The sequence below is a fragment of the Bacillus sp. FSL R5-0820 genome (genome assembly GCF_038593385.1).
In the GTDB taxonomy this organism is placed as follows: domain Bacteria; phylum Bacillota; class Bacilli; order Bacillales; family Bacillaceae; genus Bacillus; species Bacillus altitudinis.
This window is the reverse complement of record NZ_CP151991.1, coordinates 3,498,399-3,523,056: the sequence shown is the minus strand read 5'-3', so window position 1 is coordinate 3,523,056 and position 24,658 is coordinate 3,498,399. Positions and strand designations below refer to the sequence as shown.

24 protein-coding genes and 1 riboswitch are annotated in these 24,658 nt (G+C 41.9%); of the genes, 15 read left to right on the top strand and 9 right to left on the bottom strand.

Annotation, left to right across the window (positions count from 1 at the left end; translation table 11 throughout):
• The first annotated feature begins 158 nt into the window (after positions 1–158).
• Together NST15_RS18215 and NST15_RS18210 are read left to right on the top strand one after the other, a co-directional pair.
• Positions 159–2,066 (top strand): beta-glucoside-specific PTS transporter subunit IIABC, encoded by a 1,908-nt coding sequence (locus NST15_RS18215; RefSeq protein ID WP_046344788.1) that lies wholly within the window; start codon positions 159–161, stop codon positions 2,064–2,066.
• Positions 2,038–3,456 (top strand): glycoside hydrolase family 1 protein, encoded by a 1,419-nt coding sequence (locus NST15_RS18210; protein WP_255234145.1) that lies wholly within the window; start codon positions 2,038–2,040, stop codon positions 3,454–3,456. The genes NST15_RS18215 and NST15_RS18210 overlap by 29 nt, the downstream gene beginning before the upstream one ends.
• 54 nt (positions 3,457–3,510) lie before the next feature.
• On the opposite strand, the gene NST15_RS18205 is transcribed toward NST15_RS18210, so the two are convergent.
• From NST15_RS18205 to NST15_RS18185, 5 genes are all read right to left on the bottom strand, one after another.
• The gene (locus NST15_RS18205; RefSeq protein ID WP_035702583.1) at positions 3,511–4,635 is read right to left on the bottom strand and encodes a 5-methyltetrahydropteroyltriglutamate--homocysteine S-methyltransferase; all 1,125 of its coding nucleotides are present in this window, start codon (positions 4,633–4,635) and stop codon (positions 3,511–3,513) included.
• Positions 4,636–4,722: 87 nt separating this feature from the next.
• A riboswitch (SAM riboswitch) is annotated at positions 4,723–4,835 on the bottom strand.
• Between the two features lie 81 nt (positions 4,836–4,916).
• A complete protein-coding gene (locus tag NST15_RS18200) occupies positions 4,917–6,236 on the bottom strand; it encodes a gluconate:H+ symporter (protein WP_342498722.1) in 1,320 nt (439 codons plus the stop codon).
• Between the two features lie 50 nt (positions 6,237–6,286).
• Positions 6,287–7,708 (bottom strand): four-carbon acid sugar kinase family protein, encoded by a 1,422-nt coding sequence (locus NST15_RS18195; RefSeq protein WP_342498721.1) that lies wholly within the window; start codon positions 7,706–7,708, stop codon positions 6,287–6,289.
• A gap of 6 nt (positions 7,709–7,714) precedes the next feature.
• Positions 7,715–8,608, bottom strand: a complete 894-nt coding sequence (gene garR / locus NST15_RS18190) for a 2-hydroxy-3-oxopropionate reductase (protein ID WP_008345672.1) — start codon at positions 8,606–8,608, stop codon at positions 7,715–7,717.
• 200 nt (positions 8,609–8,808) lie between these two features.
• Entirely contained in the window at positions 8,809–9,666 is an 858-nt protein-coding gene (locus NST15_RS18185) for a MurR/RpiR family transcriptional regulator (protein WP_017368342.1), read from the bottom strand.
• 161 nt (positions 9,667–9,827) lie between these two features.
• Here NST15_RS18185 and NST15_RS18180 point away from each other — a divergent pair, with 161 nt between their 5' ends.
• The gene (locus tag NST15_RS18180; RefSeq protein ID WP_008345668.1) at positions 9,828–10,505 is read left to right on the top strand and encodes a DUF3298 and DUF4163 domain-containing protein; all 678 of its coding nucleotides are present in this window, start codon (positions 9,828–9,830) and stop codon (positions 10,503–10,505) included.
• A 79-nt stretch (positions 10,506–10,584) separates the two neighbouring features.
• Here the strand turns inward: NST15_RS18180 and NST15_RS18175 are convergent, their stop codons facing one another.
• Both NST15_RS18175 and pepT read right to left on the bottom strand, forming a co-directional pair.
• Entirely contained in the window at positions 10,585–10,764 is a 180-nt protein-coding gene (locus NST15_RS18175; RefSeq protein WP_008345664.1) for a hypothetical protein, read from the bottom strand.
• A gap of 288 nt (positions 10,765–11,052) precedes the next feature.
• Complete coding sequence (gene pepT / locus NST15_RS18170) at positions 11,053–12,285, bottom strand: peptidase T (RefSeq protein ID WP_142153241.1); 1,233 nt, start codon at positions 12,283–12,285, stop codon at positions 11,053–11,055.
• A 226-nt stretch (positions 12,286–12,511) separates the two neighbouring features.
• On the opposite strand from pepT, the gene NST15_RS18165 reads away from it, so the two are divergent.
• From NST15_RS18165 to NST15_RS18145, 5 genes are all read left to right on the top strand, one after another.
• Entirely contained in the window at positions 12,512–12,823 is a 312-nt protein-coding gene (locus NST15_RS18165; RefSeq protein ID WP_255234212.1) for a WXG100 family type VII secretion target, read from the top strand.
• 16 nt (positions 12,824–12,839) lie between these two features.
• Entirely contained in the window at positions 12,840–14,036 is a 1,197-nt protein-coding gene (locus NST15_RS18160; RefSeq protein ID WP_255234211.1) for a glycine zipper domain-containing protein, read from the top strand.
• Positions 14,037–14,048: 12 nt separating this feature from the next.
• Positions 14,049–14,807, top strand: a complete 759-nt coding sequence (locus NST15_RS18155; protein ID WP_342498720.1) for a hypothetical protein — start codon at positions 14,049–14,051, stop codon at positions 14,805–14,807.
• A gap of 21 nt (positions 14,808–14,828) precedes the next feature.
• The gene (locus tag NST15_RS18150; protein ID WP_056704059.1) at positions 14,829–15,356 is read left to right on the top strand and encodes a YfjD family protein; all 528 of its coding nucleotides are present in this window, start codon (positions 14,829–14,831) and stop codon (positions 15,354–15,356) included.
• 96 nt (positions 15,357–15,452) lie between these two features.
• Complete coding sequence (locus NST15_RS18145) at positions 15,453–15,908, top strand: helix-turn-helix transcriptional regulator (protein ID WP_017368337.1); 456 nt, start codon at positions 15,453–15,455, stop codon at positions 15,906–15,908.
• 51 nt (positions 15,909–15,959) lie between these two features.
• Here NST15_RS18145 and NST15_RS18140 read toward each other — a convergent pair whose 3' ends face one another.
• Positions 15,960–16,307, bottom strand: coding sequence for a helix-turn-helix transcriptional regulator (locus tag NST15_RS18140; protein ID WP_017368336.1), 348 nt, complete (start codon positions 16,305–16,307; stop codon positions 15,960–15,962).
• A 206-nt stretch (positions 16,308–16,513) separates the two neighbouring features.
• Here NST15_RS18140 and NST15_RS18135 point away from each other — a divergent pair, with 206 nt between their 5' ends.
• The 6 genes from NST15_RS18135 to NST15_RS18110 all read left to right on the top strand — a co-directional run bounded on the left by NST15_RS18135 (position 16,514) and on the right by NST15_RS18110 (position 22,238).
• A complete protein-coding gene (locus NST15_RS18135; RefSeq protein WP_017358664.1) occupies positions 16,514–17,503 on the top strand; it encodes an asparaginase in 990 nt (329 codons plus the stop codon).
• A 28-nt stretch (positions 17,504–17,531) separates the two neighbouring features.
• On the top strand, positions 17,532–18,953 hold the full coding sequence (gene aspA, locus NST15_RS18130) for an aspartate ammonia-lyase (protein ID WP_008345644.1): 1,422 nt from the start codon (positions 17,532–17,534) through the stop codon (positions 18,951–18,953).
• Positions 18,954–19,096: 143 nt separating this feature from the next.
• Positions 19,097–20,503: a Na+/H+ antiporter NhaC gene (gene nhaC, locus NST15_RS18125; RefSeq protein WP_008345642.1), complete on the top strand. Its 1,407-nt coding sequence runs from the start codon at positions 19,097–19,099 to the stop codon at positions 20,501–20,503.
• A gap of 295 nt (positions 20,504–20,798) precedes the next feature.
• A complete protein-coding gene (locus NST15_RS18120) occupies positions 20,799–21,224 on the top strand; it encodes a DUF5082 family protein (RefSeq protein WP_017358667.1) in 426 nt (141 codons plus the stop codon).
• Between the two features lie 37 nt (positions 21,225–21,261).
• On the top strand, positions 21,262–21,528 hold the full coding sequence (locus tag NST15_RS18115) for a YwqI/YxiC family protein (RefSeq protein ID WP_008345634.1): 267 nt from the start codon (positions 21,262–21,264) through the stop codon (positions 21,526–21,528).
• Between the two features lie 284 nt (positions 21,529–21,812).
• On the top strand, positions 21,813–22,238 hold the full coding sequence (locus NST15_RS18110) for a DUF5082 family protein (RefSeq protein WP_007497950.1): 426 nt from the start codon (positions 21,813–21,815) through the stop codon (positions 22,236–22,238).
• 47 nt (positions 22,239–22,285) lie between these two features.
• Here NST15_RS18110 and NST15_RS18105 read toward each other — a convergent pair whose 3' ends face one another.
• Positions 22,286–22,483 (bottom strand): hypothetical protein, encoded by a 198-nt coding sequence (locus tag NST15_RS18105; protein WP_017358669.1) that lies wholly within the window; start codon positions 22,481–22,483, stop codon positions 22,286–22,288.
• A gap of 137 nt (positions 22,484–22,620) precedes the next feature.
• Between NST15_RS18105 and NST15_RS18100 the strand changes: the two genes are divergently transcribed.
• The gene (locus NST15_RS18100) at positions 22,621–24,579 is read left to right on the top strand and encodes a BglG family transcription antiterminator (protein WP_035389950.1); all 1,959 of its coding nucleotides are present in this window, start codon (positions 22,621–22,623) and stop codon (positions 24,577–24,579) included.
• Positions 24,580–24,658: the final 79 nt, after the last annotated feature.

The window sequence follows — 24,658 nt, the reverse complement described above, 5'->3', positions numbered from 1 at the left end:
TAAAATTGAATAACGATCAATCGCTATGAAGGATTGTTACTGGTTAAGCAGGCAAAACCTAAATATCGATTAATGTCTGAATCGCTATTTTTCGGGCATTAATGGATGTTTAGGTTTTTTCTATATCAAGATGAAATCAACGATTGGAGGGTAACACAATGAACCACAAACAAACAGCAAAAGAAGTTCTAGAGCTTGTCGGCGGTGAAAAGAATGTTAAGCATGTCACGCACTGTATGACAAGGCTCCGCTTCAACTTATACGATGAAAGCAAAGCGGATAAAGAGAAGCTGCAATCAACAGACGGCGTCATGGGCGTGAATCAAAGCGGCGGTCAATACCATGTCATTATTGGCAACGACGTATCAAACGTCTATCAAGCAATGATTGCTGATTCTGGGTTATCAACAGATGTAAAGTCAGGCGATTCAGATGAATCATCAAAACAAAATGTGATTTCAAAACTTTTCGATTTTATCTCTGGTGTCTTCACACCGATTCTTCCAGCCATCGCTGGAGCTGGTATGATCAAAGGGATCTTGGCATTAATGCTGACGTTTCAATGGATCTCAGATAAAAGCAGCACATATGCGATTTTAACAGCTATCGGAGACGGAGCCTTTTACTTCTTACCGATTCTGCTTGCTGTAAGCGTAGCCAAAAAAATTGGCACAAATCAGTATATCGCCGCTGCCATTGCAGCAGCCGCACTGCACCCGCAGCTCACCGCTTTACTAGGTGCAGGAAATACAGAATTTCTAGGCTTGCCAGTGGTTGCCGTTGTGTACTCTTCATCGGTGATTCCAATTCTACTCACTATCTGGCTCGGCTCATATGTGGAAAGATTCGCAGAAAAATATAGTCCGAAATCACTAAAAATCATTCTTGTTCCAACAGTTACACTTCTTGTCGTGGTACCAGTTATGCTTATCGCGGTTGGACCGCTTGGTGGGATTATCGGAAATGGTCTTTCAGGTGGAATTGATTTATTGTTCAAACATGCAGGTATTTTGGCCGGACTCTTAATCGGTGGCTTTATGTCACCATTGATCATTACTGGCATGCACTATGCACTACTTCCAATCATGATCAACAACATTACATTAAACGGTTTTGACTTCATTCTTCCAATGATGTTTGTAGCGAATATGGCACAAGCAGGCGCAGCATTCGGTGTCTTCTTAAGATCAAAAAACAAAACATTCAAATCATTGGCGATGTCTACAAGTATCACTGCGTTAATGGGTATTACTGAACCTGCTATGTATGGTGTGAACATGCGATTGAAAAAACCGTTCCTTGCAGCCCTCATTGGTGCAGCAGCAGGCGGCGTGTTCATGTCTATCTTCAAAGTAAAGTCATATGTGATATCAGGATCAGCAGGTCTTCCAGGTCTCCCAACGTTCATTGGACCGACATTTGTTTACTCCATCATTGGATTAGTGATCGGCTTTGTTGTAGCAACCATCATGACACTTGTTCTAGGGTTCAAAGATGTACCAGTGAAAGATGATACAAAAGCAGACAAACCAGAAGAAAAGAAAGACACAGTAGCGCTTCAAAATGAAGTGGTACAAAGCCCGCTTGAAGGTCAACTAAAGCCGCTCAATCAAGTAAATGATGCAACATTCTCTAATGAAATCATGGGTAAAGGAACAGCCATTGTCCCAACAGTTGGACGTGTAGTAGCACCGTTCAACGGCAAGGTTGAAACCATTTTCCAAACGAAACATGCCATTGGTTTAAAGAGTGATCAAGGCACAGAGCTTCTCATCCATGTGGGGATTGATACAGTAAAACTTGGCGGTAAACATTTCACAAGTCATGTGCAGTCAGGTGATCTCGTTCAAGCAGGAGATCTGCTAGTTGAATTTGATATCAAGAGCATTCAGCAAGATGGCTATGATGTAACAACGCCAATTATCGTCACCAACACAAATGATTTTGCACAAGTTGATGCGAAAACAGATGGGGCGATTACAGTAAAAGAGACATTGCTTACAGTCAGTGTAGAAGAAAATGAGGAGGGCATTCAACATGACGAATTTAGAAAAAACATTTCCTAAAGGTTTCTTATGGGGCGGCGCAGTAGCCGCCAACCAAATTGAAGGCGCTTATAACAAAGATGGAAAAGGCTTGTCGACAGCCGATATATCACCACACGGTATTATGCACCCATTTGACGAATCAATGAAAGACCTTAATTTATATCATGATGCGATCGACTTCTATCATCGCTATAAAGAAGATATTGCCCTGTTTGCAGAAATGGGATTCAAGTGCTTTAGACTATCCATTTCTTGGCCACGTATTTTCCCAAATGGCGACGATGCGGAACCGAATGAAGCAGGCCTCGCTTTCTATGAAAAAGTATTTGATGAACTGCATAAGCATGGAATTGAGCCAGTTGTCACAATCTCTCACTATGAAATGCCGCTTGCGCTTGTGAAAAACTATGGCGGATGGAGAAACCGTAAGCTTGTGGGTCTTTATGAAACATACGCTAAAACATTGTTCACTCGCTTTAAAGATAAAGTGAAATATTGGATGACCTTCAATGAAATTAACGTCGTCTTACATGCTCCTTTCACAGGGGGCGGCCTTGTATTTGAAGAAGGCGAAGACGAGAAGAGCATTCAATATCAAGCAGCGCATCACCAATTTGTTGCAAGTGCTCTAGCTGTTAAAGCAGGACACGAAATCATTCCAGATGCGAAAATCGGTTGTATGATTGCAGCGATGACCACATATCCGTACAGCTCAAGACCTGAAGATATGTTTGCTGCGATTGATCAAGATCGTAAAACATTGTTCTTCTCAGATGTACAGTCAAGAGGCTATTACCCTGGATACATGAAACGTTATTTCCTGGAAAATAACATCAATATTGAATTCCAAGACGGTGACGAAGACATTCTAAGAAACCATACAGTCGACTATATTGGCTTCAGCTATTATATGAGTTTTGTGACAAGTACAGATCCAGAGGTTCTTGGACAAGTTACTGGTGGTAACCTATTTGAAGGCGTGAAAAACCCTTATCTAGAAGCAAGTGATTGGGGCTGGCAAATTGATCCAAAAGGACTTCGTACAACACTAAACCAACTATATGACCGCTACCAAAAACCATTGTTTATCGTAGAAAATGGATTGGGTGCTGTGGATCAAGTAGAAGAAGACGGCTCCATTCAAGACGATTACCGAATTGATTACCTCAGAAGTCATTTGCTTGAGGCAAGAGAAGCGATCGCAGACGGCGTTGATCTGATCGGCTACACAAGCTGGGGCCCAATTGATCTTGTCAGTGCATCAACAGCTGAAATGAAAAAACGCTACGGCTTCATTTATGTCGACCGTGATAATGAAGGAAACGGTACATTAGATCGAAAGAAAAAGAAAAGCTTTGATTGGTATAAACAAGTGATTGCGACAAATGGAAAGCATTTAGACGCATAAAAAAGAGAGACAAACCGCTGATGAAACGGTTTGTCTCTTTTTATTGTGAGTGGCCTATGATGTCCACACTTGATCCGCAATCTCAATCACATGACGCAGCTTTTCCCATTGCTGTTCTTCTGTTAACAAATTGCCTTCCTCTGTTGAGGCGAATCCACATTGTGGGCTCAAACAGATTTGGTTGATGTCCACATATTGAGCCGCTTCCTCGATTCGTCTTTTGATCTGATCAACGGGTTCAAGTTCCCCATACTTTGAAGTGACAAGACCTAGTACGATTTGAAGGTTTGGATTTTTCACATAACGCAGGGGCTCAAATCCGCCAGAACGGTCATCGTCGAATTCTAAGAAGAGACCATCCAAATCGAGACCCGCAAAAATCGTTTCTGCCGCTGCCTCGTAACCACCTTCGGCTGCCCATGTTGATTTAAAGTTACCACGGCAAATGTGCATGGTGATCACTAAATCATCTGGTCGATCGGCAACCGCTTCATTGATTGTTTTCGCAAATGATTCACGCAGTTCATCTTCCTCGCGGCCAAAGGCTTTGATTTGTTCATGTCCTTTTTCAGAAAAGAACACAGCCCAAGCTGTATCATCTAGCTGTAAGTAACGGCAGCCTGCATCATAAAAAGCACGGATGGCTTTTTTATAAGCTTGTGCCACGTCATGGTGAAAATCATCTAAGCTGTCGTACACACCTTCTTCAAGCTTTCCACGGAAAAAGAGCATATTCGGACTTGGAATCGTCATTTTAGCCGTATGATCACCCGCGATGCTGTGAAGGAAGCGATAATCCTCTAGCATTGGATGATCAGTAAAATCAATCTTACCTGTTACTTTGATGCCTCTCGCTTTTGTCGTCGTATTGTGGAATTGAATGCCTTGGTCTGCTTCAAATCCTTCGACCCCATCAAGCCCTTCTAGAAAGTCAAAATGCCACCATGCACGTCTGAATTCTCCATCTGTGACAACCTCTAATCCAATTTCCTTTTGCTTCTCTACAATACGAGTGATTTCTTCGTTTTCAATTTGTCTGAGCTGTTCTGCTGTCAGTGTACCGTCTGCTTTTTGCTTGCGGGCTTCTTTGATGCGTTCAGAACGAAGTAAACTCCCTACTTGATCTGCGCGAAATGGCGGCTTTGTTGTTTTCTTACCAATGGTTTGTACTTGTGTCATGCTGAATCCCTTCTTTCTTCAGGTTATAAATCAAATAAAAAAGCTCTTCCTTGGATAAGGAAGAGCATCATATACTGTGAGATCTCTGCCTTATCTTCAAACAAGCATCAGCTTGCTTAAGGAATTAGCACCATTCTGTTCCTAGGAACAGCGGTTGCCGGGTTTCACAGGGCCAGTCCCTCCACCACTCTTAATAAGGTTACCTTTGATTCAATTTTCTTAATAAACACAATTATTCAATCTTTTCGAGAAAAAGTCAATGGTTTTTCCTATTTATTTTCCTACATAAACAAATCAGCGACGAGAACACCTGCTAATCCAACAAGTGATAGAACTGTCACCATTAATGTCCACGTTTTAAAAGTTTGAGCCATCGACAAATTAAAGTATTCTTTGTAAATCCAGAAACCTGCATCATTCACATGAGAGAATGTTATACTGCCGGCGCCTGTTGCAATCACCATTAATTCTGGGCTGACTCCCGTCAAACCAATCAGCGGTGCAGAAATGCCAGCTGCTGTGAGACCCGCAACAGTCGCTGACCCTAAAGAGACACGAAGGACAGCTGCAATCAGCCAAGTGAGGAGCAGAGGAGACAGTGTGCTTCCTTGCATAATCCCTGCAATGTATTGATCAACGCCGCTGTCAATGAGCACCTGTTTAAAGGCGCCGCCACCTGCAATGATCAATAGAATCATCGCAATGGAGCCAATTGAATCCGTAATCGACTTCATGACGTCCTGCATGCTCTTTCCTCTGCCAAGACCAAATGTGTAGATGGCAAGCAGCACAGAGATTAATAGGGCAATCGCCGGCTCACCTAAAAACTCAGCCGCCGGTAGCAGTGGAGAGGACGGGAAGAAAATTTCTAAACATGCTCTGAATGTCATGAGCAATACAGGTAAAATAGCGGTGAAAATACTAATGCCGAAGCTTGGCATTTCCTCTTCTGTAAATTCCTTTGGATTAAACAAGTCCTTTGGAATGTGTGCATGCAGTTGATCTTTCTTAAATAGTTTCGTAAACAGAAGTCCGCCTACTAAAACAGCAGGAATGGCTAAAATAATTCCAACCAATAAGGTTTGTCCCATGTTGGCTTGAAATACATTGGCAATGGCTGTCGGCCCTGGGTGAGGAGGGAGAAAGCCATGTGTTGTAATGAGTGCAGCGACGAGCGGCATTCCCACATACAACACAGGGAGTCTTGCGGCTTGAGCAATGGTAAAGACTAATGGAATAAGAATAATGAATCCGGTTTCATAAAATAGAGCAATTCCGATAACAAATCCAGTCAGCGTCGTTGCCCATTGAATTTTCCCGATACCAAAGCGGTCGATGAGTGTCATGGCAATACGCTGAGCACCGCCAGAATCAGCCATCAATTTACCAAGCATCGCTCCAAAGCCAAGAACCAACGCCAGATGGCCGAGTGTACTTCCAAGCCCTTTTTCGACTGAAGCAATCGCTTCAAGTGGTGACATGCCTTCTAAAACGGCAACGATTAGAGAGACAATAATCAACGAAATGAAAGCGTTTAACTTAAAGACAACCATGAGTAAAAGTAATAACAAAACGCCAAGTCCGATAAAAACTAACGACATGATCTTTCCTCCTTTGTGCTGCATAAGGGAGCGTGAACGCTCCCTCTGCTTTATCCTTCAAGTATGTCTACTGCTTCTTTTAACGTATCCTTTGAGCCAACATTTCCCGGGAAAATCACATAAGACATGAATGGGAATTTACTTTCTTCTCCTGTTTGCCAAACGGGAATACCTGGTCTGATTTGACCTGCGACAGTCGCACGTTTGACGCTGAGTCCTCTTGTTCCAATATCACTTGAGGTGATTCCACCTTTGGCAATGAGGTACTTAGGGCGAATGGAGAGGCGCTGAACAATGCTTGTCACAGCATCACTAATCTGAACAGACAGCTTCAATTCTTCCTCTTGACGATCGTCCCCAAGATCAAGCCGTTCTCTCCTTGTATAAACAGCAACCGATTGCCCGGTTGTTAAAAGCCTTTCAGTTTGTTGAATCACGCGGTCAATTTCCTCTTGAAATGCTTCAGGTTCTAACACGAGGTGTGTATCAAATTCAATAAATGCGATGTCTTCATTTTGCTGCAGCGCTTGCAATTGTTCGGTTGTTTTTTTGACATGGGAACCGACCATGATGAGGCCACCGTGCCTGCTTTCTTCCTGTATTAAGTCTTGTCTAGTTAATAGAGCTTGATCCTCAATGCCGCCAAGCACTTTTGTGAGAGCTGCCGCACTTCTAAATAGAAAGTGCTGACCTGCTTTGATGGCATCTATGAGGGCAACGACAAAGACTTTGACATCGTCATAGTCCACTGCATTTACAACTACTTTTTGAAAATCCTTCACGGTCATCAGCTGATCCTTGATTTGTTCAATACGTAAAGCCCGGATATCTTCTAAAGAAATATAAGTAGTGTTTTCTTTAGTGAACGATCCGTTTGATTTCTCTTCGATCCATTCTCCGAGGTGAGAAGATTGAAATCCGAATGTACGATCCAATGCAAATTCTGTGTCACCAGCAGGAATTAATTCGTGACCTTCCTGTACGTAGTGAATATTGCCAATCGTAAAGCGGCCGCCTTCTTTAAAAAAGGGAAGAAGAATTTCGCCGTCAAATTGGCGGGAGCTTTGCTGTTCAATGGTCGTTCTGAGAATTTCAGTCTCCAGTGGGAAGTGTCCACGCAGGGTGGAATCCCCCCGGCTGACAATGATGAAATCTTGATCAAGCTGTTCAGCCGTTTTCACAATCGTTGATGCGATCGTTTCATGAAGAACCGCCGTTTCTTTCTCTGTCATACTGCGAGAGTTGGTTAAGATAAAGAACATACGGCTGTCTTCAAGAAAACCAGCCTCAATGCTTTTCTCTGACCAATCGGTGAAAACAGAGACGCCGTGCACGGTTTGAATGCCTGTTGGGTCATCGTCTAATACAATCACTTTATGGTGAAAATGGTTTAGTGCTTGTTCGTATGCTGATTGAATGCGGTCTGAATCCGCTTTCGGAATGGCATTTAGTATCTCAATGCTTTGTTTCATAGAACCTCATCCTTTCTTCACTTCAACATGAGCCATTTTTTCGTAATATTGAACGATCCCGCCGTGATCAAGTCCAGACTTTCCGTCCGCTTTGAGGGCGTGGAAGATTTCCAGCAGCTGACTAGAAAGCGGGAGAGGAACGCCGATATCATGGGCGGTTTCCATGACATTGGTTAAATCCTTTAAGTTGATGTCAATACGTCCACCAGGCTCAAAGTTTCGTTCTAAAATGAGGGGAACCTTCGCATCGAGGACAGCACTTCCTGCCAGTCCACCTCGGATGGCTTCATACATTTTATCAATCGCAATGCCAGACTTAGCGGCAAGAACGAGTGCCTCGGACATGGCAGCGATATTTAAGTTGACGATGATTTGATTCGCAAGCTTAGCGGTTGTCCCGCTTCCATTTGATCCAACTAATACGACATCTGTGCCCATCGCATAGAGGACATCCTTTACTTGTTCAAAGATCTCTTCTTCTCCGCCCGCCATAATCGCAAGTGTCCCGTCTATCGCCTTTGGCTCTCCGCCACTGACAGGAGCATCGATAAATTCGACCTGATGCTGTTTTGCCAGTGCCGCTAATGCTCTAGAAGTAACAGGTGAAATAGAGCTCATATCTATAATGATCGTGCCAGGTTTTGCTGCAGCCAATATGCCTTGTTCACCTGCTACGACTGCTTCTACATGCTCACCTTTTGGAAGCATCGTGATGATGATATCGCTTTCAGATGCTGCCTCAGCAGCTGATGCAGCGGCATTTGCGCCCACTTCTTTTAATGCTAGAACAGCTTCTGTATGAATATCGAAAACAGTCACAGTATGACCGGCTTTTAATAGATTGAGTGCCATAGGTTTCCCCATAATGCCTAATCCAATGAATCCAATTTGCTTTGCCATTTTGTCCGCCTCCTATTTAGAAACCCCTTACAAAAAGCGCTTTCTTTTCTTTTTGTTAGTATATATACTATCTTTTTAATTTGATAGTAGGAAATAAACTATTGTTCATTTAATGTACATGACGAAATAGGAATGTGTCAACGGAAAATATGAGAAAAGTCACAAAAAAAAGACCGGAAACAGCTCCGGTCTATTGTCGATTATGTTTTATTTTTAGCTACAGCTAATCGAGAACGTTTGACGTTGTCGATCGCATTTGATCCTAATTCTAAAACAGCTGCGACGTACAAAACATCAATAATCACAAGCTGATTAATACGAGAAATCATTGAGTCAGAACGATAGGTTGTTTCTCTCGATGAACTGAGCAGATGAAAGTCGGATTTCTTGGCGAGCTCTGATTTCGGATAGCTCGTAATCGAGGCGACCGTTGCACCTTTTTCCTTTGCAAATTGCACGGCATCAAGGATTTCTCTACTTTCCCCTGAATGTGAGATCGCGACGATAAAATCATGTTCCGTTGCATGTGTTGCAATCATATTCATCATATGAGGATCGCTGCATAGACTCACTTCAAAGCCAAGCTGGAGAAACTTATGATAGGCATCTCCGGCAATAAAACTGGAGGCACCTGCTCCAAAGAAGACGGTTTTATGAGCCTGTTTCATTTGCTCAATAAATTGTGTCACAGCTTGGTCTTCTAAAATATGTTTCATATCCTGAATAGAGTTGGTTGTTAACTCTATGACCTTATGTTTAATATCTGCGACACTATCAGATGCTTCGATCTCACCGTATATGGATTGAGGCGTATTGGTCGCAATATCCTGCGCGACATGGACACGAAACACTTGATAGGACTCATAGCCAATTTTTCGCAGAAAACGAAAGATCGTCGTTTCACTTGTGTTGCATTCAGCAGCGAGTGCACTAATCGAATGAAGCACAACTTTCTGAGGGTTTTGTAAAATGTAATTGGCAATCTTTTTCTGGGTAGGGGACAAACTATGAAATGTTGTCCGGATATGACTAAAAATATTCTCTTCTATGATAAACACCACACTTCATCTAACATTCTATCTTAAGCATACAGGAACTTATGAAAACGGTAAACAAACCTCACATGAAAAATAAAGAATAATATGGAAGAAAACACTTCTTTTGGTTCTTTTGTCATGGTATACTCAATTGGTAATAGACAAAAATGGGGGTTTTTACTATGACAATGAAAAAAGGCCTAACGATCAGCCTGCTCATTTTTTCGCTGATTGTTTCGTTGTTTGCGCCAGTTGGATCTGCGGATGCCAAACAAGTGAAAAAAGCAAAAGTAAGTACACACTATTATAAAAAGAAAAAAACGTTTAAATATGCACAGGTGAAAAACCTTAGTAAAGCGCATATGAAAACCATCAATCGTGATTTAAAAGAAGATATTGCATTCTCTTATTCTACGTACTTGTTCTTAAAGGACGAAGCGAAAAAGGAAGGCTACGGGAAGGTCACGTATGAGAGAACGTATGAAACGAAATTTAACAATGGTAAGAAACTGAGTATCTTAAACTATGATTACATGTATAACGGTGGAGCGCATGGGGATACGATGGTTACGAGCATGAACTATGTGTTAACAAAGAAAAAAACAAAGCAACTGTACTTTACAGATGTGGTAAAAACAAAGAAAAAGCGTACAAAAGTAAGAGATTATATCTATAACTACACAAAGAAGCATAAAAGTAAATTCTATGCGAATCTGAAAAAAAGCGATATTCAAATCGGCTACGACACGCAGTACTACTTCACGAAAAAGGGAATCGCTGTTGTCTTCCAGCCATATGAAATTTCACCGTACTATGTAGGAATTCCTATGATTCAAGTACCTGCGAAGGTGTATAAATAAACAAGAGAAACGGCCATGAATTTGGTCGTTTTTTTATACATAAAAAGAGCCCCTGGTGATGAGGCTCTTCTTTTTACATTTATACTTGTTTGGGTGCATCGTTTAGTGGGTGACGGCGTTTGCCGTTGTAGTGGCGGCGCATACGAAAGATTTCAAACTCCGAAAGCTCTGCGCTTTTTCGTTTTTGGGTGCGGTTATCTTTTTTGAAAGAGAATAGTAAGTAGCAGCAAAGTGAAGCGATAATCAATAAAATCATCATATGACATTCCTCCAATTCATCCTATTCTTTAAGTGTAGACAGGGTGAGTGATGTTTATAACTGAAAATAGTGAGCAAATAGCGTTTAGTTCTAAAGGTTTATTCTGGCTGCTTTTTTAGGTCTAAAATACTGGTTGTTTTTAACTATTATATTTCCAGTTATTTCACTCGTCAAGAAGAATTTTTCTGGGGTTGTCTCTATTAGTACGATTAAGTGTCATAAAAGTTTCAGAAAATTGTAAACTTTTATTAAAAAACCGTTCCCGAACAGGAACGGTTGTAAACATGTTTATGCTTTTTCTTCAAATAAACGTGCTATTTCCACGATCACTTCTGATGCTTTCAGCATGTTCTCTACAGAGATGAATTCATATTTACCGTGGAAGTTTTCCCCGCCAGTAAAGATGTTTGGCGTTGGAAGTCCTTTATATGAAAGCTGTGAGCCATCTGTACCGCCGCGGATTGGTTCAATGACAGGTGTCACTGAGCGGTTTTCCATGGCTTCATGAGCGATGTCTACGATATGTTTGACTGGCTCAATTTTTTCTCTCATATTGTAATATTGATCCTGAATGCTAAGGGTGATGCTGTTTTCGCCATATACCGCTTTTAAGTCGTTTGCGATTTTTTCAAACAGTGCTTTGCGCTTGTTGAATTTCTCTTTATCAAAATCACGAATAATATATTGCAGCTCTGCTTCTTCTACTTCTCCTACAAACCTCGTGAGGTGGAAAAAGCCTTCGTATCCTTCTGTGTATTCTGGAGATTCATCTGAAGGAAGTTTGTTGTGAAAGAGCATGCCGATCTTTGCAGCACTGACCATTTTGTCTTTTGCTGTGCCTGGATGGACGTTGTTTCCTTTAATTGATACTTTTGCACCTGCGGCGTTGAAGCTTTCATATTGAAGCTCTCCTAGCGGGCCGCCGTCAATCGTATAAGCATAAGAAGCGCCAAAGGCATCAACATCGAATTTGTGAGGTCCTCTGCCGATCTCTTCATCTGGTGTGAAGGCGACACGAATTTTTCCATGTTTGATTTCTGGATGCTCAATCAGGTAATGCATGGCGGTCATAATTTCTGCGATACCTGCTTTGTTATCTGCACCAAGCAGGGTCGTGCCATCAGTCGTGATGAGCGTATGTCCTTGGTATTTTTGTAAATTTGGAAACTGTGCTGGAGATAATACGATATGTAGATCTTCGTTTAACGTGATGTCCCCGCCTTGATAGTTCTCATGAATCTGCGGTTTCACGTTCTTGCCAGTGAAGTCAGTGGCTGTGTCGATATGAGCCAGGAAGCCAATGGTTGGCACTTCTTTGTCTGTGTTAGATGGGATCGTGCCCATGACATAACCGTTTTCATCCATTGTCACTTCTTGAATGCCGATGGATTTCATCTCTTCAACTAGCTGCCTTGCTAGGTTTAGCTGTCCTTCAGTGGATGGGCAGCTCTCCATGTCTGCATCAGACTGTGTATCCACTTTTACATAACTTGTGAATCGCTGGATCATTTCCTCTTTCATCAATACGTCACTCCTTTTGTAGAATATGTTCATTTTATCATGTCTTGAATGCGCTTCATAACAAGAAAGGCTTTCTCTGACAATTAGAGAGGAAAAAGACCTACTTTTATTTTGTGATGTGCTGAATGGTTCTTTAGGGTGATTTTTTTGGGTGTCTTTTTATTTATAATGAGGACATATAAAATCATCCATTTGTACGTTAATTTGGGAGGAAGGGGTGCGAAAGTTGGATTCTAGTCAAACACTTGCACTCGCTCAAAAGTTCCAGGAAGCCGCTGATGGCATTCGGCAGTCGAAGCAGCTGCTTGAGAATCGGCTGAAGGCAGTTGGATCAGGCTGGCAAGGGGAAGCAAGAGATAAATTTGATCAAAGCTTTGAGGAAACAGCGGTACGCTATGATCAATTTGAAAAGGACTTGCTTGAAACAAGTCAGGAACTGCGGGATGCTGCTGTCAAAATCGAGGAACGTAAAGCTGAAATCGCCAGAATGGAAGAGCTTGAGCGAAAAAGGCGAGAAGAACGGAGAGAAAGAAATTGAGAAGGGAGATGATGTGATGGCGCGTGACATTGTAGTAGATCCAGATCAGCTGACAGGGCTGGCGAATGATTTTGTAGGAGAGCTTTCGGCCATCGAAACAAAGCACCACGATTTACATAGTGAACTGGATGGCCTCATCCTAGGCTGTGATCCCCGTTATCGAAGCTGTTTTTCTGGAGTAGGAGATGCATGGGGTTCTGGACAAGCCTTAATGAGCAAATTGAGCAGTGACGACATTGCCATTCGTCATGCAACGGATAAAATGGTCGAAGCTGATGATATTTTAAGGAAAATGTACAGTCTGTATGATCAATATGGTACACTCACGAGCCTAGCTGGTATTGTGATGATGCAGGCAAAATACTATGGGCTTGGAATGACGACTTTTATTAAAGAAAATGGCCGATATGCTGCGCAGCATTCAAAGCTCCTTCTTGATGTGACCGGACGGGTAGAAGGTACGAGATTTGACCGGTTGGCAAGGATTTGGCTGAGCAAAAAAGAATTATTAAAACGATCGAATTGGTCGATGGCTGACCTGGTCCATAAGAAATTTACAAAATTTTATCCTAGCGATACAGTGGCGTTCACGAACAGTGTACGTGATTTCACAAAAGGAAGTATCAATTGGAAAGACACAGCTGGCATCAAGTCTGTTCTGAAAAATGGTGCAAGGTTTGCGAAAGGAAATGCCATCATTGCAACGGTCGTCACGGGTGCAACAGAAACGGTTGGCTGCGGTCTGAAAATTGCGGAGAACTATGCGGAATTTGGGGATCAGCCAGAAGTTCTCAAGCGTGAAAATGCAAAGGCTGTTGGAAATGCAGTGAATAATACGGTCTTTATTGCAGGCGGATCTGTTGCAGGTGCCGTTGTGGGCGGCGCTCTTGGAAGCTTTGCAGGACCGATTGGAACAGTGGTTGGCGGTGCGATAGGATCAGCAGTAGGTGGCTTTATTGGTGAAAAAGTCGCCAAGCTTACTTCTGGTTTTGCAGAACAGGTCGCAGTGAAATTAAAAGACCCAATTCATGCGGTTGTCGATAAAGGAAAAAAAGCATTTGAACTGGCAGGTCAAGGTGTTAAAGCAGTCAATGACACCATTGATCAAGCAAATCAGGTGATAAATAAAGGAATAGAAAAAACAAAAGAAACCGCAGATTCGCTGTTGAAAGGTGCAGGTGATTTCTTGAAGGGCGCATTTTCTTTTGGATAAGGAGAGATCAAGTTGGATCAGCTAAGTCTAAGTATCGAGGAACTCATCTTTAGTTTTTACAGTGAAGGCTATTTTGAGCAAGGGATGTCTTTAAAGGAAGCCTATTATCCAGATGTAGAGGATGAACGTCTTGGATTTTTATTTGAAATTGCATGTCGCTCTTTGCTGGCAAAAGACGTGCTGGAATTTCGAAATAGACAATACCGTTATAAAGAAAAATACCGGCATTTCATTCAAGCCATGAACGATGCATCACATACCGTGAAAGCTTCAAGGTTTGGTGCATTAGATGAAGAGGTCAGTACGTCCTTTCATACGACTCAGGCAGGTGTGTATTCACACCATACGCTTAATGATCAACAAGTGCATCAGATTCACAAACTAAAAGACGATCAGCAGACTGTGGAGCAAGTGACAACCTTTTTGAACATACACATGAGTGAACACCTCACACCAGTCATCAATTTGCAGGCGGAAGAATTTGAACTGCTGTTAGAACAAGCCAGTCAAGGGAATGATGATTGGCCTTCTTTTCTAAATAAAGCCGAGAACCAAGAGCTTGTGCGGGCATTTGTTTCTGATGTAAGGGTCAGAAGAGGAAAAATGGATTCTTTGATGAAGGTCACTTATGATAAAAATAATACGCCGGATGTAGAGTCTATGATATTTGTTATTCCGGGGCAGAAGCATTCTTGGCTAGTGTCGGGCATGAAGGAAAATGAATTTCGGATAGAGACGGCTCATAGGGACGGATTACGTTCTATATTCTAATGGAGAAAAGGAGAATGGCGCTTGAATCCAAGTGAAGTAATAGAAGTGAGGAGCAGACCCTTTCTAAGAGTATGGGCATTCTTAGCAACGGGCGGGTTTGGCATCATCGGTATTTGGTTATTTTCAGAAGCTCTTACATTTGAATCGAATTATACGTTGTTTTTATTTTTAGGCGGATTATTAGGCATTGTCTATGGGTGGATCTCTTTTTTGATGATTCTTCCGGCTTTTACGAAGAGGGGAAATGTGATTTTTCGCATTCAGCGTGGAGAGAATGGCGCTGTTTTATACCGGCAACAAACAATCCCTTTTCAAGACATACAATCTATTGATATGCGCAGGCATCGTTACAGTATTAGGGGATTTCTGTTCATGGATGTGCTCATTCGTAAAATAGATGGGAAATTGATCAAGATTCCGGCGTACAGTATTTTAGATGAAGAAGTATTTGAGCAAACGGTGAAACAAGACATTTATCCATATTTACATGAGACCGCCCAAGAGAATTGGAAACAGCAGCATGGTCATGGTGAAAAGCAGAATCAATAGATGTTTTCGCCATCATTCCATGAGGTGAGACGCCACTTTTTTTAAGAAATCGTGTATGATGTCAGTAAAGACTGAACAATCAAGAGGTGATGAGAGATGGACAAAGAAATGGTAATCGACCTCGTCACAGAACAAATGGCACGAATTCGAAAAGAAAAAGACTATACGCAGGACCGTATGGCTGAGGTGCTTGGTCTATCCAAGCGGCATTTGCAACAGGTAGAAAAGAATCGTCTTCGCCTCAACTGGACGCAATCTGCGGCCGTATGTGCATTATTCAGGGATAGTGACATTTTAAAAGGGACACTTGGGGATGATCCGCTTGAGATTTTGGAAGTCGTCGCCCACGATGAATTGCATTTATCTGTTGAACGTACGATTGGCGGAAAGGTTTGGTGGCGGACGTCTGTGAAAAAAGGTACGTTTCGTCTCCAGCAAAATGTACTAAGCCAGCATTACCGCATCTTAGATGATGAGAATTATCGCTATTATAGTTCCTTTAATAAAGAAGAAGCGAAGCGACGGTTAGAGGAATTAAGTGAGCTGTCGTAAGCAGAAAAAGAGAGGTACCTCTATGACAGGGACCTCTCTTTTTTGTGTTGTTTATACTTTCAGAGTGTTTTTCGCCCGAATAAAGGCAACAAGCTGTTTGATTTCTTCATCTGTTAGTGGAACGCCGTCTACATGGATGGTTCCTTCTTTTGCTTCCGTCAGCTCAATTTTGATATCAGAGATTTTGCGTTGGATCTCTGGCTCGTCCGTTCTACCAAGTAAAAAATCAATGGACGTATCATACAAATCAGCCAGCAGTTTCACTGCTTCAAGCGAAGGTCGTCGGTACCCAGATTCGTAACCGGCATAGGTGCTTTTGGCGATACCTAGGCGATCTGCCGTATGCTGGAGAGACCATTTTTTCTTTTTTCTAAGGGTGGTTAAACGATCGAGTATCATACATGAACGCTCCTTTATATACAACAACAGTATATCATATTTTGACAAAGAGTGTACGCGTTATGCGTAATAATTTCTTGATTAATTCGCGTTATGTGACTATAATGGCAATGAAGGTACGCGTAAAGCGTATATTATAGAATAGCACAAGCTGGCTTATAATATGTGTGACAAACGAAGTAATTTTACTGAAAGAGGTGGACCTGTTGAAGAAATTATTGCTTTTAACCACTGGTGGGACGATTGCATCTGTAGAGAGTGAAAATGGTTTAGCTCCAGGTGTTAAAGCTGAGGACCTTTTAAGCTATTTAAACGAAATTAATGCAGACTACACAATGGACACAAAGTCCCTAATGAGTATAGATAGTACCAATATGCAGCCTGAATACTGGGTTGATATCGCAACAGCCATTTATGAAAATTATGATCAATATGACGGATTTGTCGTCACGCATGGTACGGACACAATGGCCTATACATCAGCAGCACTATCGTATATGCTGCAAAATCCTGATAAGCCAATTGTCATTACAGGGTCACAAATCCCGATTACGTTTAAGAAAACAGATGCGAAGAAAAACATTACAGATGCGATTCGTTTTGCATGTGACGGTGTTGGCGGCGTATACGTCGTATTTGATGGCAGAGTCATTCAAGGAACTCGCGCAATCAAACTAAGAACGAAAAGCTACGATGCATTTGAAAGTATTAACTACCCATATATTGCATCGATTGAAAATCATCAAATTGAATACAATAGCAAAGTAAAAAGATCATCAATGAAACCGCTTAAATTAGATGCATCCTTGAACACAGACGTTTGTTTATTAAAACTGCATCCAGGACTGAAGCCTGAGTTTTTAGATTCAATCAAAGGTTTGTACAAAGGGGTCGTCATTGAAAGCTACGGCAGCGGCGGAATTCCTTTCGAAGGAAGAAACCTTTTAGAAAAAATCAACGAATTGCTGGAAGAAGGCATTTCTGTTGTGATCACCACTCAGTGTCTCGAAGAAGGAGAAGACATGAGTGTGTATGAAGTAGGACGTAAAATCAATCAAGAACTGGTTGCTCGTTCTAGAAACATGAACACAGAAGCCATCGTGCCAAAGCTCATGTGGGCATTAGGTAAAACAACAGATCCACGAGAAGTGAAAAAGATTATGGAAACGCCAATCGCAGAAGATTTAGTGATTTAACTATTCTATAGAAAGCAGGTCATACGAGATGGTTCAAGCAACTTATCGTTACGAGAAGGATTTTCTAGGTGAAAAAGAAATTCCCGCAGACGTGTATTATGGTGTTCAAACGCTTCGTGCAAAAGAGAATTTCCCGATTACAGGATATCGCATGCATGAAGAACTCATTCGAGCATTTGCCATCGTCAAAAAAGCAGCAGCTCAAGCCAACATGGAAGTCGGACGTTTATATGAAGGAATTGGAAATGCGATCGTTCAAGCTTCAGATGAAGTGATTGAAGGCAAACTCCATGAATATTTCATCGTAGACCCGATTCAAGGCGGCGCAGGAACGTCTATGAATATGAATGCCAATGAGGTCATTGGAAACAGAGCCCTCGAGATCATGGGACATCAAAAGGGCGAATACATTCATTTAAGTCCAAACACACATGTGAACATGTCACAATCGACAAATGATTCGTTCCCAACGGCGATCCATATTGCAGTGCTCAAGCAGTTAGACATTTTACTTGAGACGATGCAGGCCATGCAGGACGTATTTCAAAAGAAAGCAAAAGAATTCGATCATGTCATCAAAATGGGGCGTACTCATTTACAAGACGCTGTTCCGATCCGTTTAGGACAAGAGTTTGAAGCATACAGCCGTGTGCTCAGCCGTGATATTAAACGAATCAACCAATCAAAACAGCATTTATATGAAGTGAATATGGGTGCGACAGCTGTTGGGACAGGCCTCAATGCAGATCCTCGCTACATCGAAATCGTAGTGAAGAAGCTTGCTGATATTTCTGGACTGCCATTAGTAGGCGCAGAGCACCTCGTAGATGCGACGCAAAATACAGATGCATACACAGAAGTATCTGCTGCCTTAAAAGTATGCATGATGAACATGTCTAAAATTGCGAATGACCTTCGCTTAATGGCATCTGGCCCACGTGCAGGTCTTGCTGAGATTGCATTGCCAGCCCGTCAGCCGGGATCATCCATTATGCCTGGGAAAGTCAATCCAGTCATGGCAGAGCTCATTAACCAAATCGCATTCCAGGTCATTGGGAACGACCACACCATCTGTCTTGCTTCTGAAGCAGGCCAGCTTGAGTTAAATGTGATGGAGCCTGTTCTGGTCTTTAACTTGCTTCAATCTATTAGTATAATGAATAACGGATTCCGCTCATTCACAGATCACTGTTTAGCGGACATCGAAGCAAATGAAAAACGTTTGAAAGAATATGTCGAAAAAAGTGCAGGTGTCATTACAGCGGTAAACCCTCACTTAGGCTATGAAGCTGCGGCTAGAATCGCAAGAGAAGCCATTTTAACAGGACAATCGATCAGAGATCTTTGCCTGCAAAATGATGTGTTAACAGAAGAAGAACTTGATATTATTTTGAATCCTTACGAGATGACAAAGCCTGGCATTGCGGGTGCAGAGCTCCTAGAGCGATGATAATATCAAAAATTTTATTTTATTAATATGTTGAATTGCCTGTGAAAAAGAGAAAAACAGGCAATTCACTTTCTTTCGAATTGACACACTTTTTTCACAATATTTTGAAAACGCTTAACGCACGCACAAAGGGAGGAAACAAAATGAAAACACCACGTCTACCGTCTATTTTAGAAGTCGTGTCTGTACTTGGCTTATTTTTAGCAATTGTTTTATCATTCACTCTTTACTTCAAATTAGATATTCAGCTAGCATTGTTCATCTCATGGTTTATGGTTATTGCTTTAGGAATTCGTTTAGGGCATTCGTACAAAGACCTTCAAAATGCGATTACAAAAGGGATATCAAATGGATTAGAGGCTGTTTTAATCTTAATTGCAGTAGGTGCACTTGTTGGTACATGGATTGCTGGCGGTGTTGTACCCACGTTAATTTATTACGGACTGGAATTTATTCATCCTAATATCTTCTTATTAGCTACACTGATTATCTGTTCTATTATGTCTGTTGCTACTGGTACGTCTTGGGGTACAGTTGGAACAGCAGGTATTGCGATGATTGCGATTGGTGAAGGATTGGGTATCCCATTACCGATCGTAGCTGGGGCTGTTTTATCTGGCGCTTATTTTGGTGATAAATTATCTCCTTTATCTGATAGTACTGTGCTCGCTTCCTCTCTTTCAAAAGTGGACGTGCTGGCGCATGTAAGAGCCATGATGGTCTTATCCATACCTGCCTTTGTTATTACGGCTATTATGTTTACAATTACTGGATTTATGTATGGCGGAAGAAATATTGATCAAGATAAAGTAGAGTTTTTGAAACAAGCATTGCAGGATACATTCACGATTAATATTTGGATGATCATTCCGGCAGTCATTGTTGTCCTATTACTTGTATTGAAAAAACCGTCAATGCCTGTTATCGCAATTGGTGCACTGCTTGGGGCAGTCTGGGCGATGGCATTCCAAGGAATGAACCCAGCTGATGCGCTTGGTACAGCATATAACGGCTTCTCTATTAATTCAGATGTAGATTTCTTAAATACACTGTTGAACCGTGGCGGTATTGTGAATATGTTAGGATCTCTAGTGGTCATTATTCTTGGACTTGGTTTTGGTGGAGTTCTTGAATACTTAGGCGTGTTAAAAGTGATCGTCGCAACATTCGAGAAAAAATTGCACAATGCAGGAAATGTGACACTGTCTACACTTGTAGTAGCATTCTTCGCGAATATCTTTGGTTGTGCAATGTATGTCTCATTAATTCTTACACCAAAAATCATGGAAAAAAGCTATGACAAATTAAAATTAGACAGACGTGTGTTATCTAGAAACTCTGAGGTTGGTGGAACACTTACGTCTGGTATGGTTCCATGGTCAGATAACGGAATTTACATGGCAGGGATTCTAGGCGTCTCGACATTCTCGTACTTACCATTTATGTGGTTGAGCTTTGTCGCCATTGGCCTTGCCATTATCTACGGATATACAGGGAAATTCATTTGGTACGTCAAAAATCAACAAGAATCAGAAGAATCGGCTTCATAAGCCGCTACAAAAGCCGCCCCTCCCCTGGGCGGCTTTTGTTTGTCCTAGGACCGTAAGACTATGTGTGTTACCAGAAGGAAGGGTGTGTATTTTGACCCCCTATAAAAGAGGGCTTAAGGTGTGGTATGAAGGTGATTCAAAGCATATTTATACCATAAAAAGGGCACAAATCCCTATTCAAACATGAGTCTTTGAACCTTATAATAACAATATTGGAAAAAGTGCGATTCACCATTACGCTCGTTTAGAGGGACTCTAAGCAGCGTTTTTATTTTTGACAGGAGGAGGAACCCATATGAGCTTATCGGATATGCTGTCTGCCCTTAACGGTGGCATTTCAAATAAAAAGGCAGAGATCGAAGAGAAAATTGCTCGACTCAAAAAGGCAAAAAGTAAGATTGAACGTGAACAAGATGCCGCAGAAACAGACCTAAAACAAATCAAGCAGCCAAAGCTTGGGGCCTCTTGGAAAGGGGAGCGGAGCCAAGATTTCAAATCAGAACGAAATGAAGCGCATGATGCGCTGCAAACGATCGTAAGCGATAAATATCCACGCTACGTGAGCCGAATCGAATTCAAAATCAGTACACTAGAAGCAGAGCAGGCTGCCTTATCCTTTGCCAGCTCTTTAGCTGGAGATGCCGCACGTTTGGCTGAAAAAGGAGAAGACGCAGTAGAAGACGCAAAACGCTTGATCTCAAAAGCATGGAGCAGCTTGTAAGCGAGCTTCATGCTGAACCAATCTGGAGGATATCATAATGGGACAAATTAAGTTAAACTACCAAACAGTGATGGATAAACTAGATGAAGTCTCCCAAGCAGTTGAAGCTTTAACAATGAAAAAAGCAGCAGATAAAGCTGGTGAAAACAGCCTTGAATTTGTAACCAAATGGACGGCACGTGAAGCAGAGGTGGGCGAAATGGTCTCAAGCTTTAAAGAAGCCTTAATCAAAAACGTTCAGGATACACGCTCAAATGTGAAGACGCTAAAAGAACAGGATGAAGCGATTGCGGCAAAATCATAAGCCCCAATCGTTTTATTGATAGCGTAGCTGAGTACGATGTAAAATATAGTCGTAAAGACTCATATATAATTCGGGATTTATGACCTTAGATTATTCCGTTTTTCTTCCAAACACCATGTTAAAAGGACACCTTTTCCCTATTTAAGCCTAAGGCTTTTCACCTTATACTATACTTAATGAAAGCGAACGATAGAAATGTCAGGACTGGAAAAAGCAGATGATCTGCCCGGTTTCAAAAACGCTGACGCCGTGCTTTCTTATGAGGTCTAATAGAGGTGGATGACATGAGTTTATCCGAGATGCTGCATCATCTGCATATGGGGATTGAAAACAAACGTGCAGAATTTGACGAAATGATCTCTCGGTTAAAGACAGCCAAAAGTAATATTCGAACAGAACAAGATCTTGCGCAGTCTGACATAAAGGAAATCAAGAAGCCTGCTCTAGATTCGTCATGGAAAGGTGAGAGAGGAACGGACTTTCACCGTCATCGGAAAGAAGCCTATCACGTGCTGCACGACATTGTGAACAATGAGTATGAAACCTATATTACGGAGATAGACCAAAAAATTATGCACTTTGAGTTAAAAAAAATGGAACTCGCTGTCGCTAGTAATTTTGCAGGAAGAGCCCAAGATGTGATGGAAAAAGGCGAGGATTTTGCAAAGGATGTCAAACATTTAATTGAACGGGGCTGGAAAGCTCTTTAATAAAATAAACGAAACAGCCGGCTGAACAAGCGGCTGTTTTTTTTGGTTTAGTCACATCCGCCGCTACCACCTGAATCACCACCGCAGGAGGCATCAGAAGCGTGATGTGTATACGAATCAGTATAGTTACTGGTTGTTGAACTGTGATGTGCAGAATGCTTAGAAGATGAACGCTTATCTTTTGGTGTAAACATGTGGGCGGTAATGGCGCCTAAAGAAGCTAGTATGATGATGATAACAAACATGATGTATCCCTCCTCTTGTTTCATATTCATACGTTTGAGCCATAACAAAGTTCCCGGTCGGAAAGAAAAACTGGGCAAAGAGTTCTATTTTCGTTTATGATGATAGGCAAAAGTAATTGACCAAGGGAGGGGAGTCTATGTTATCTCTACGTCAGGAGGAGCTGTTGAGGCGGTTAATGCAGGCAGAGCAGGAGCTGACAGGTGAAGAAATTGCACGCCTGATAGGCGTCACATCACGAACAGTTCGAACAGATATGAAAGCGCTTAAATCAATATTAGAAGCACATGGGGCAACACTTCATATGAAACGTGGAGCAGGGTATACATTGACTGTCGAAGATTATGGAGCATTTCGTACTTTTTTGAAAAACTCAATGAGAGAAAGAAATGAAAAAAAGAATCAAGTTATTCCAAATCAGCCTGAGGATCGTATCTCTTATTTATTGAGAAGGCTTTTGTTGTCCGAAGACTATAAGAAATTAGATGAATTGGCCGAGGAATTATTTGTGAGTGAATCTACTGTGAAAAATGACCTGAAAGCAGTCAAGCATCTATTTTCTTTACATGGACTCTCTGTTGCACACCGACCTAAATATGGACTGAGGCTGACTGGAGATGAAATGAAATTAAGGTATTGTCTAGCTGAGCATGTGTTTCAGCAGGAGCATCCGAACCCTGCCCTTTTACCTGAAGAAACGTATCAATTGATTCAAGATATGGTGCGTTCACGTACAAAGGCAAGCGGCCTTCATGTCTCAGAGATCGGTTTAAGCAACTTAGTGACACATATCGCCATTGCGTGCAAACGAATTGAAGAGAAAAAATTGGTGATGATGCCGGAAGGAGAACTCAAAGACATTCAAACACAGCCCGCTTTTCAAGTGGCGAGGCAAATGGCAGAAGATATGCGTCACGTACTCGGTATAGATTTTCCATTATCTGAAATGGCCTATATTGCGATTCATTTAATGGGTGCAAAAATGATGGCGTATGGAGAAACGGGCCACACGCTATTTCACATGCTTGATGAAGAGCATTTCCGTTTAACTCACCAACTACTTGGTTATGTCGAAGAGCACATGTCACTTGATATTCAGACAGACAAGGAATTGATTGTGGGACTAAGTCTTCACCTGAGATCAGCGATTCATCGGTTCCGATATGATATGAACATCCGTAACCCCTATTTATCAGACATAAAAAGGCATTATCCGATTGCTTTTGAAGCAGGTGTCTATATGGGAAGATGGCTGAAGGAAAAAGAGAATGTAGAGATTCATGAAGATGAAATCGGATATTTGGCGCTGCATATTGGTGCTGCCATAGAGCGGACAAAAACTCAGACTGTGAGAAAAAAATGCTTGATTGTGTGCGCAACGGGTGTCGCGAGCAGTCAGCTTCTTCTTCATAAGCTGAAGGCCGCCTTTAGCGAAAGGCTAGAGATTGCTGGAACTGCAAGTGTCAGTGACCTTTTGTCGTATGACTTGAGAAGTATCGATTTGATCATTAGTACCATACCTCTTCAGAACACACTACCTGTGCCAGTGATTGATGTACATACGATCCTCAGTGAAGACGATATGTTGAGGCTGAAACGATTTGTACAGGGGTCACAAGAAATGGGTGTCTTGCGATATATCAGTCCGAAGATGACTTTTTTTCAGCAAGATCTACAAACAAGGGAAGAGGTTCTTCAATTTTTCGTGAATGTATTGCAGGAACAAAACCGAATCCCGGATGATTTTGAACAGCTATTGCTGGAAAGAGAGGAAGTGTCACCTACGTCGTTCGGTCATTTGGTCGCGATCCCTCACCCAATCAAACCGGCAACAGATGATACGTTTTGTGCGATCTGTACGTTGAGAAAACCAGTGCTGTGGGGCGACGATCGGGTACAGGTCGTCTGTTTGTTAAGTATACAGAAGACGTATCAGAAAGAATTGCAGTCACTTTATCAATTTCTTGTGCGTTTGACAGAGCAGAAGGAAGTGGTGGAGCAAATCATCAAAGCTGCTTCATTTGAAGAACTGACGGCGGCGCTGCACGTGTTGGAACAGCCAGATGAAAAAAAAGGACACCCATTTCCGCATCTGTGAGGAAAAAGATTAGATGTTAATGAAAGCGCTTTTAAAATAACATCAATAAGGAGGATGATCACGAGTTTTTGTAAAGGGG

Bases quoted from the DNA above. Each gene is read 5' to 3' on its own strand.
- NST15_RS18145 (WP_017368337.1), top strand. From the start codon at position 15,453: ATGGACAAAGAAATGGTAATCGACCTCGTCACAGAACAAATGGCACGA.
- NST15_RS18115 (WP_008345634.1), top strand. From the start codon at position 21,262: ATGGGACAAATTAAGTTAAACTACCAAACAGTGATGGATAAACTAGAT.
- NST15_RS18140 (WP_017368336.1), bottom strand. From the start codon at position 16,307: ATGATACTCGATCGTTTAACCACCCTTAGAAAAAAGAAAAAATGGTCT.
- NST15_RS18205 (WP_035702583.1), bottom strand. From the start codon at position 4,635: ATGACACAAGTACAAACCATTGGTAAGAAAACAACAAAGCCGCCATTT.
- NST15_RS18120 (WP_017358667.1), top strand. From the start codon at position 20,799: ATGAGCTTATCGGATATGCTGTCTGCCCTTAACGGTGGCATTTCAAAT.
- NST15_RS18215 (WP_046344788.1), top strand. From the start codon at position 159: ATGAACCACAAACAAACAGCAAAAGAAGTTCTAGAGCTTGTCGGCGGT.
- NST15_RS18100 (WP_035389950.1), top strand. From the start codon at position 22,621: ATGTTATCTCTACGTCAGGAGGAGCTGTTGAGGCGGTTAATGCAGGCA.
- aspA (WP_008345644.1), top strand. From the start codon at position 17,532: ATGGTTCAAGCAACTTATCGTTACGAGAAGGATTTTCTAGGTGAAAAA.
- NST15_RS18180 (WP_008345668.1), top strand. From the start codon at position 9,828: ATGACAATGAAAAAAGGCCTAACGATCAGCCTGCTCATTTTTTCGCTG.
- NST15_RS18210 (WP_255234145.1), top strand. From the start codon at position 2,038: ATGACGAATTTAGAAAAAACATTTCCTAAAGGTTTCTTATGGGGCGGC.
- NST15_RS18200 (WP_342498722.1), bottom strand. From the start codon at position 6,236: ATGTCGTTAGTTTTTATCGGACTTGGCGTTTTGTTATTACTTTTACTC.
- garR (WP_008345672.1), bottom strand. From the start codon at position 8,608: ATGGCAAAGCAAATTGGATTCATTGGATTAGGCATTATGGGGAAACCT.
- NST15_RS18175 (WP_008345664.1), bottom strand. From the start codon at position 10,764: ATGATGATTTTATTGATTATCGCTTCACTTTGCTGCTACTTACTATTC.
- nhaC (WP_008345642.1), top strand. From the start codon at position 19,097: ATGAAAACACCACGTCTACCGTCTATTTTAGAAGTCGTGTCTGTACTT.
- pepT (WP_142153241.1), bottom strand. From the start codon at position 12,285: ATGAAAGAGGAAATGATCCAGCGATTCACAAGTTATGTAAAAGTGGAT.
- NST15_RS18195 (WP_342498721.1), bottom strand. From the start codon at position 7,708: ATGAAACAAAGCATTGAGATACTAAATGCCATTCCGAAAGCGGATTCA.
- NST15_RS18110 (WP_007497950.1), top strand. From the start codon at position 21,813: ATGAGTTTATCCGAGATGCTGCATCATCTGCATATGGGGATTGAAAAC.
- NST15_RS18160 (WP_255234211.1), top strand. From the start codon at position 12,840: ATGGCGCGTGACATTGTAGTAGATCCAGATCAGCTGACAGGGCTGGCG.
- NST15_RS18105 (WP_017358669.1), bottom strand. From the start codon at position 22,483: ATGTTTGTTATCATCATCATACTAGCTTCTTTAGGCGCCATTACCGCC.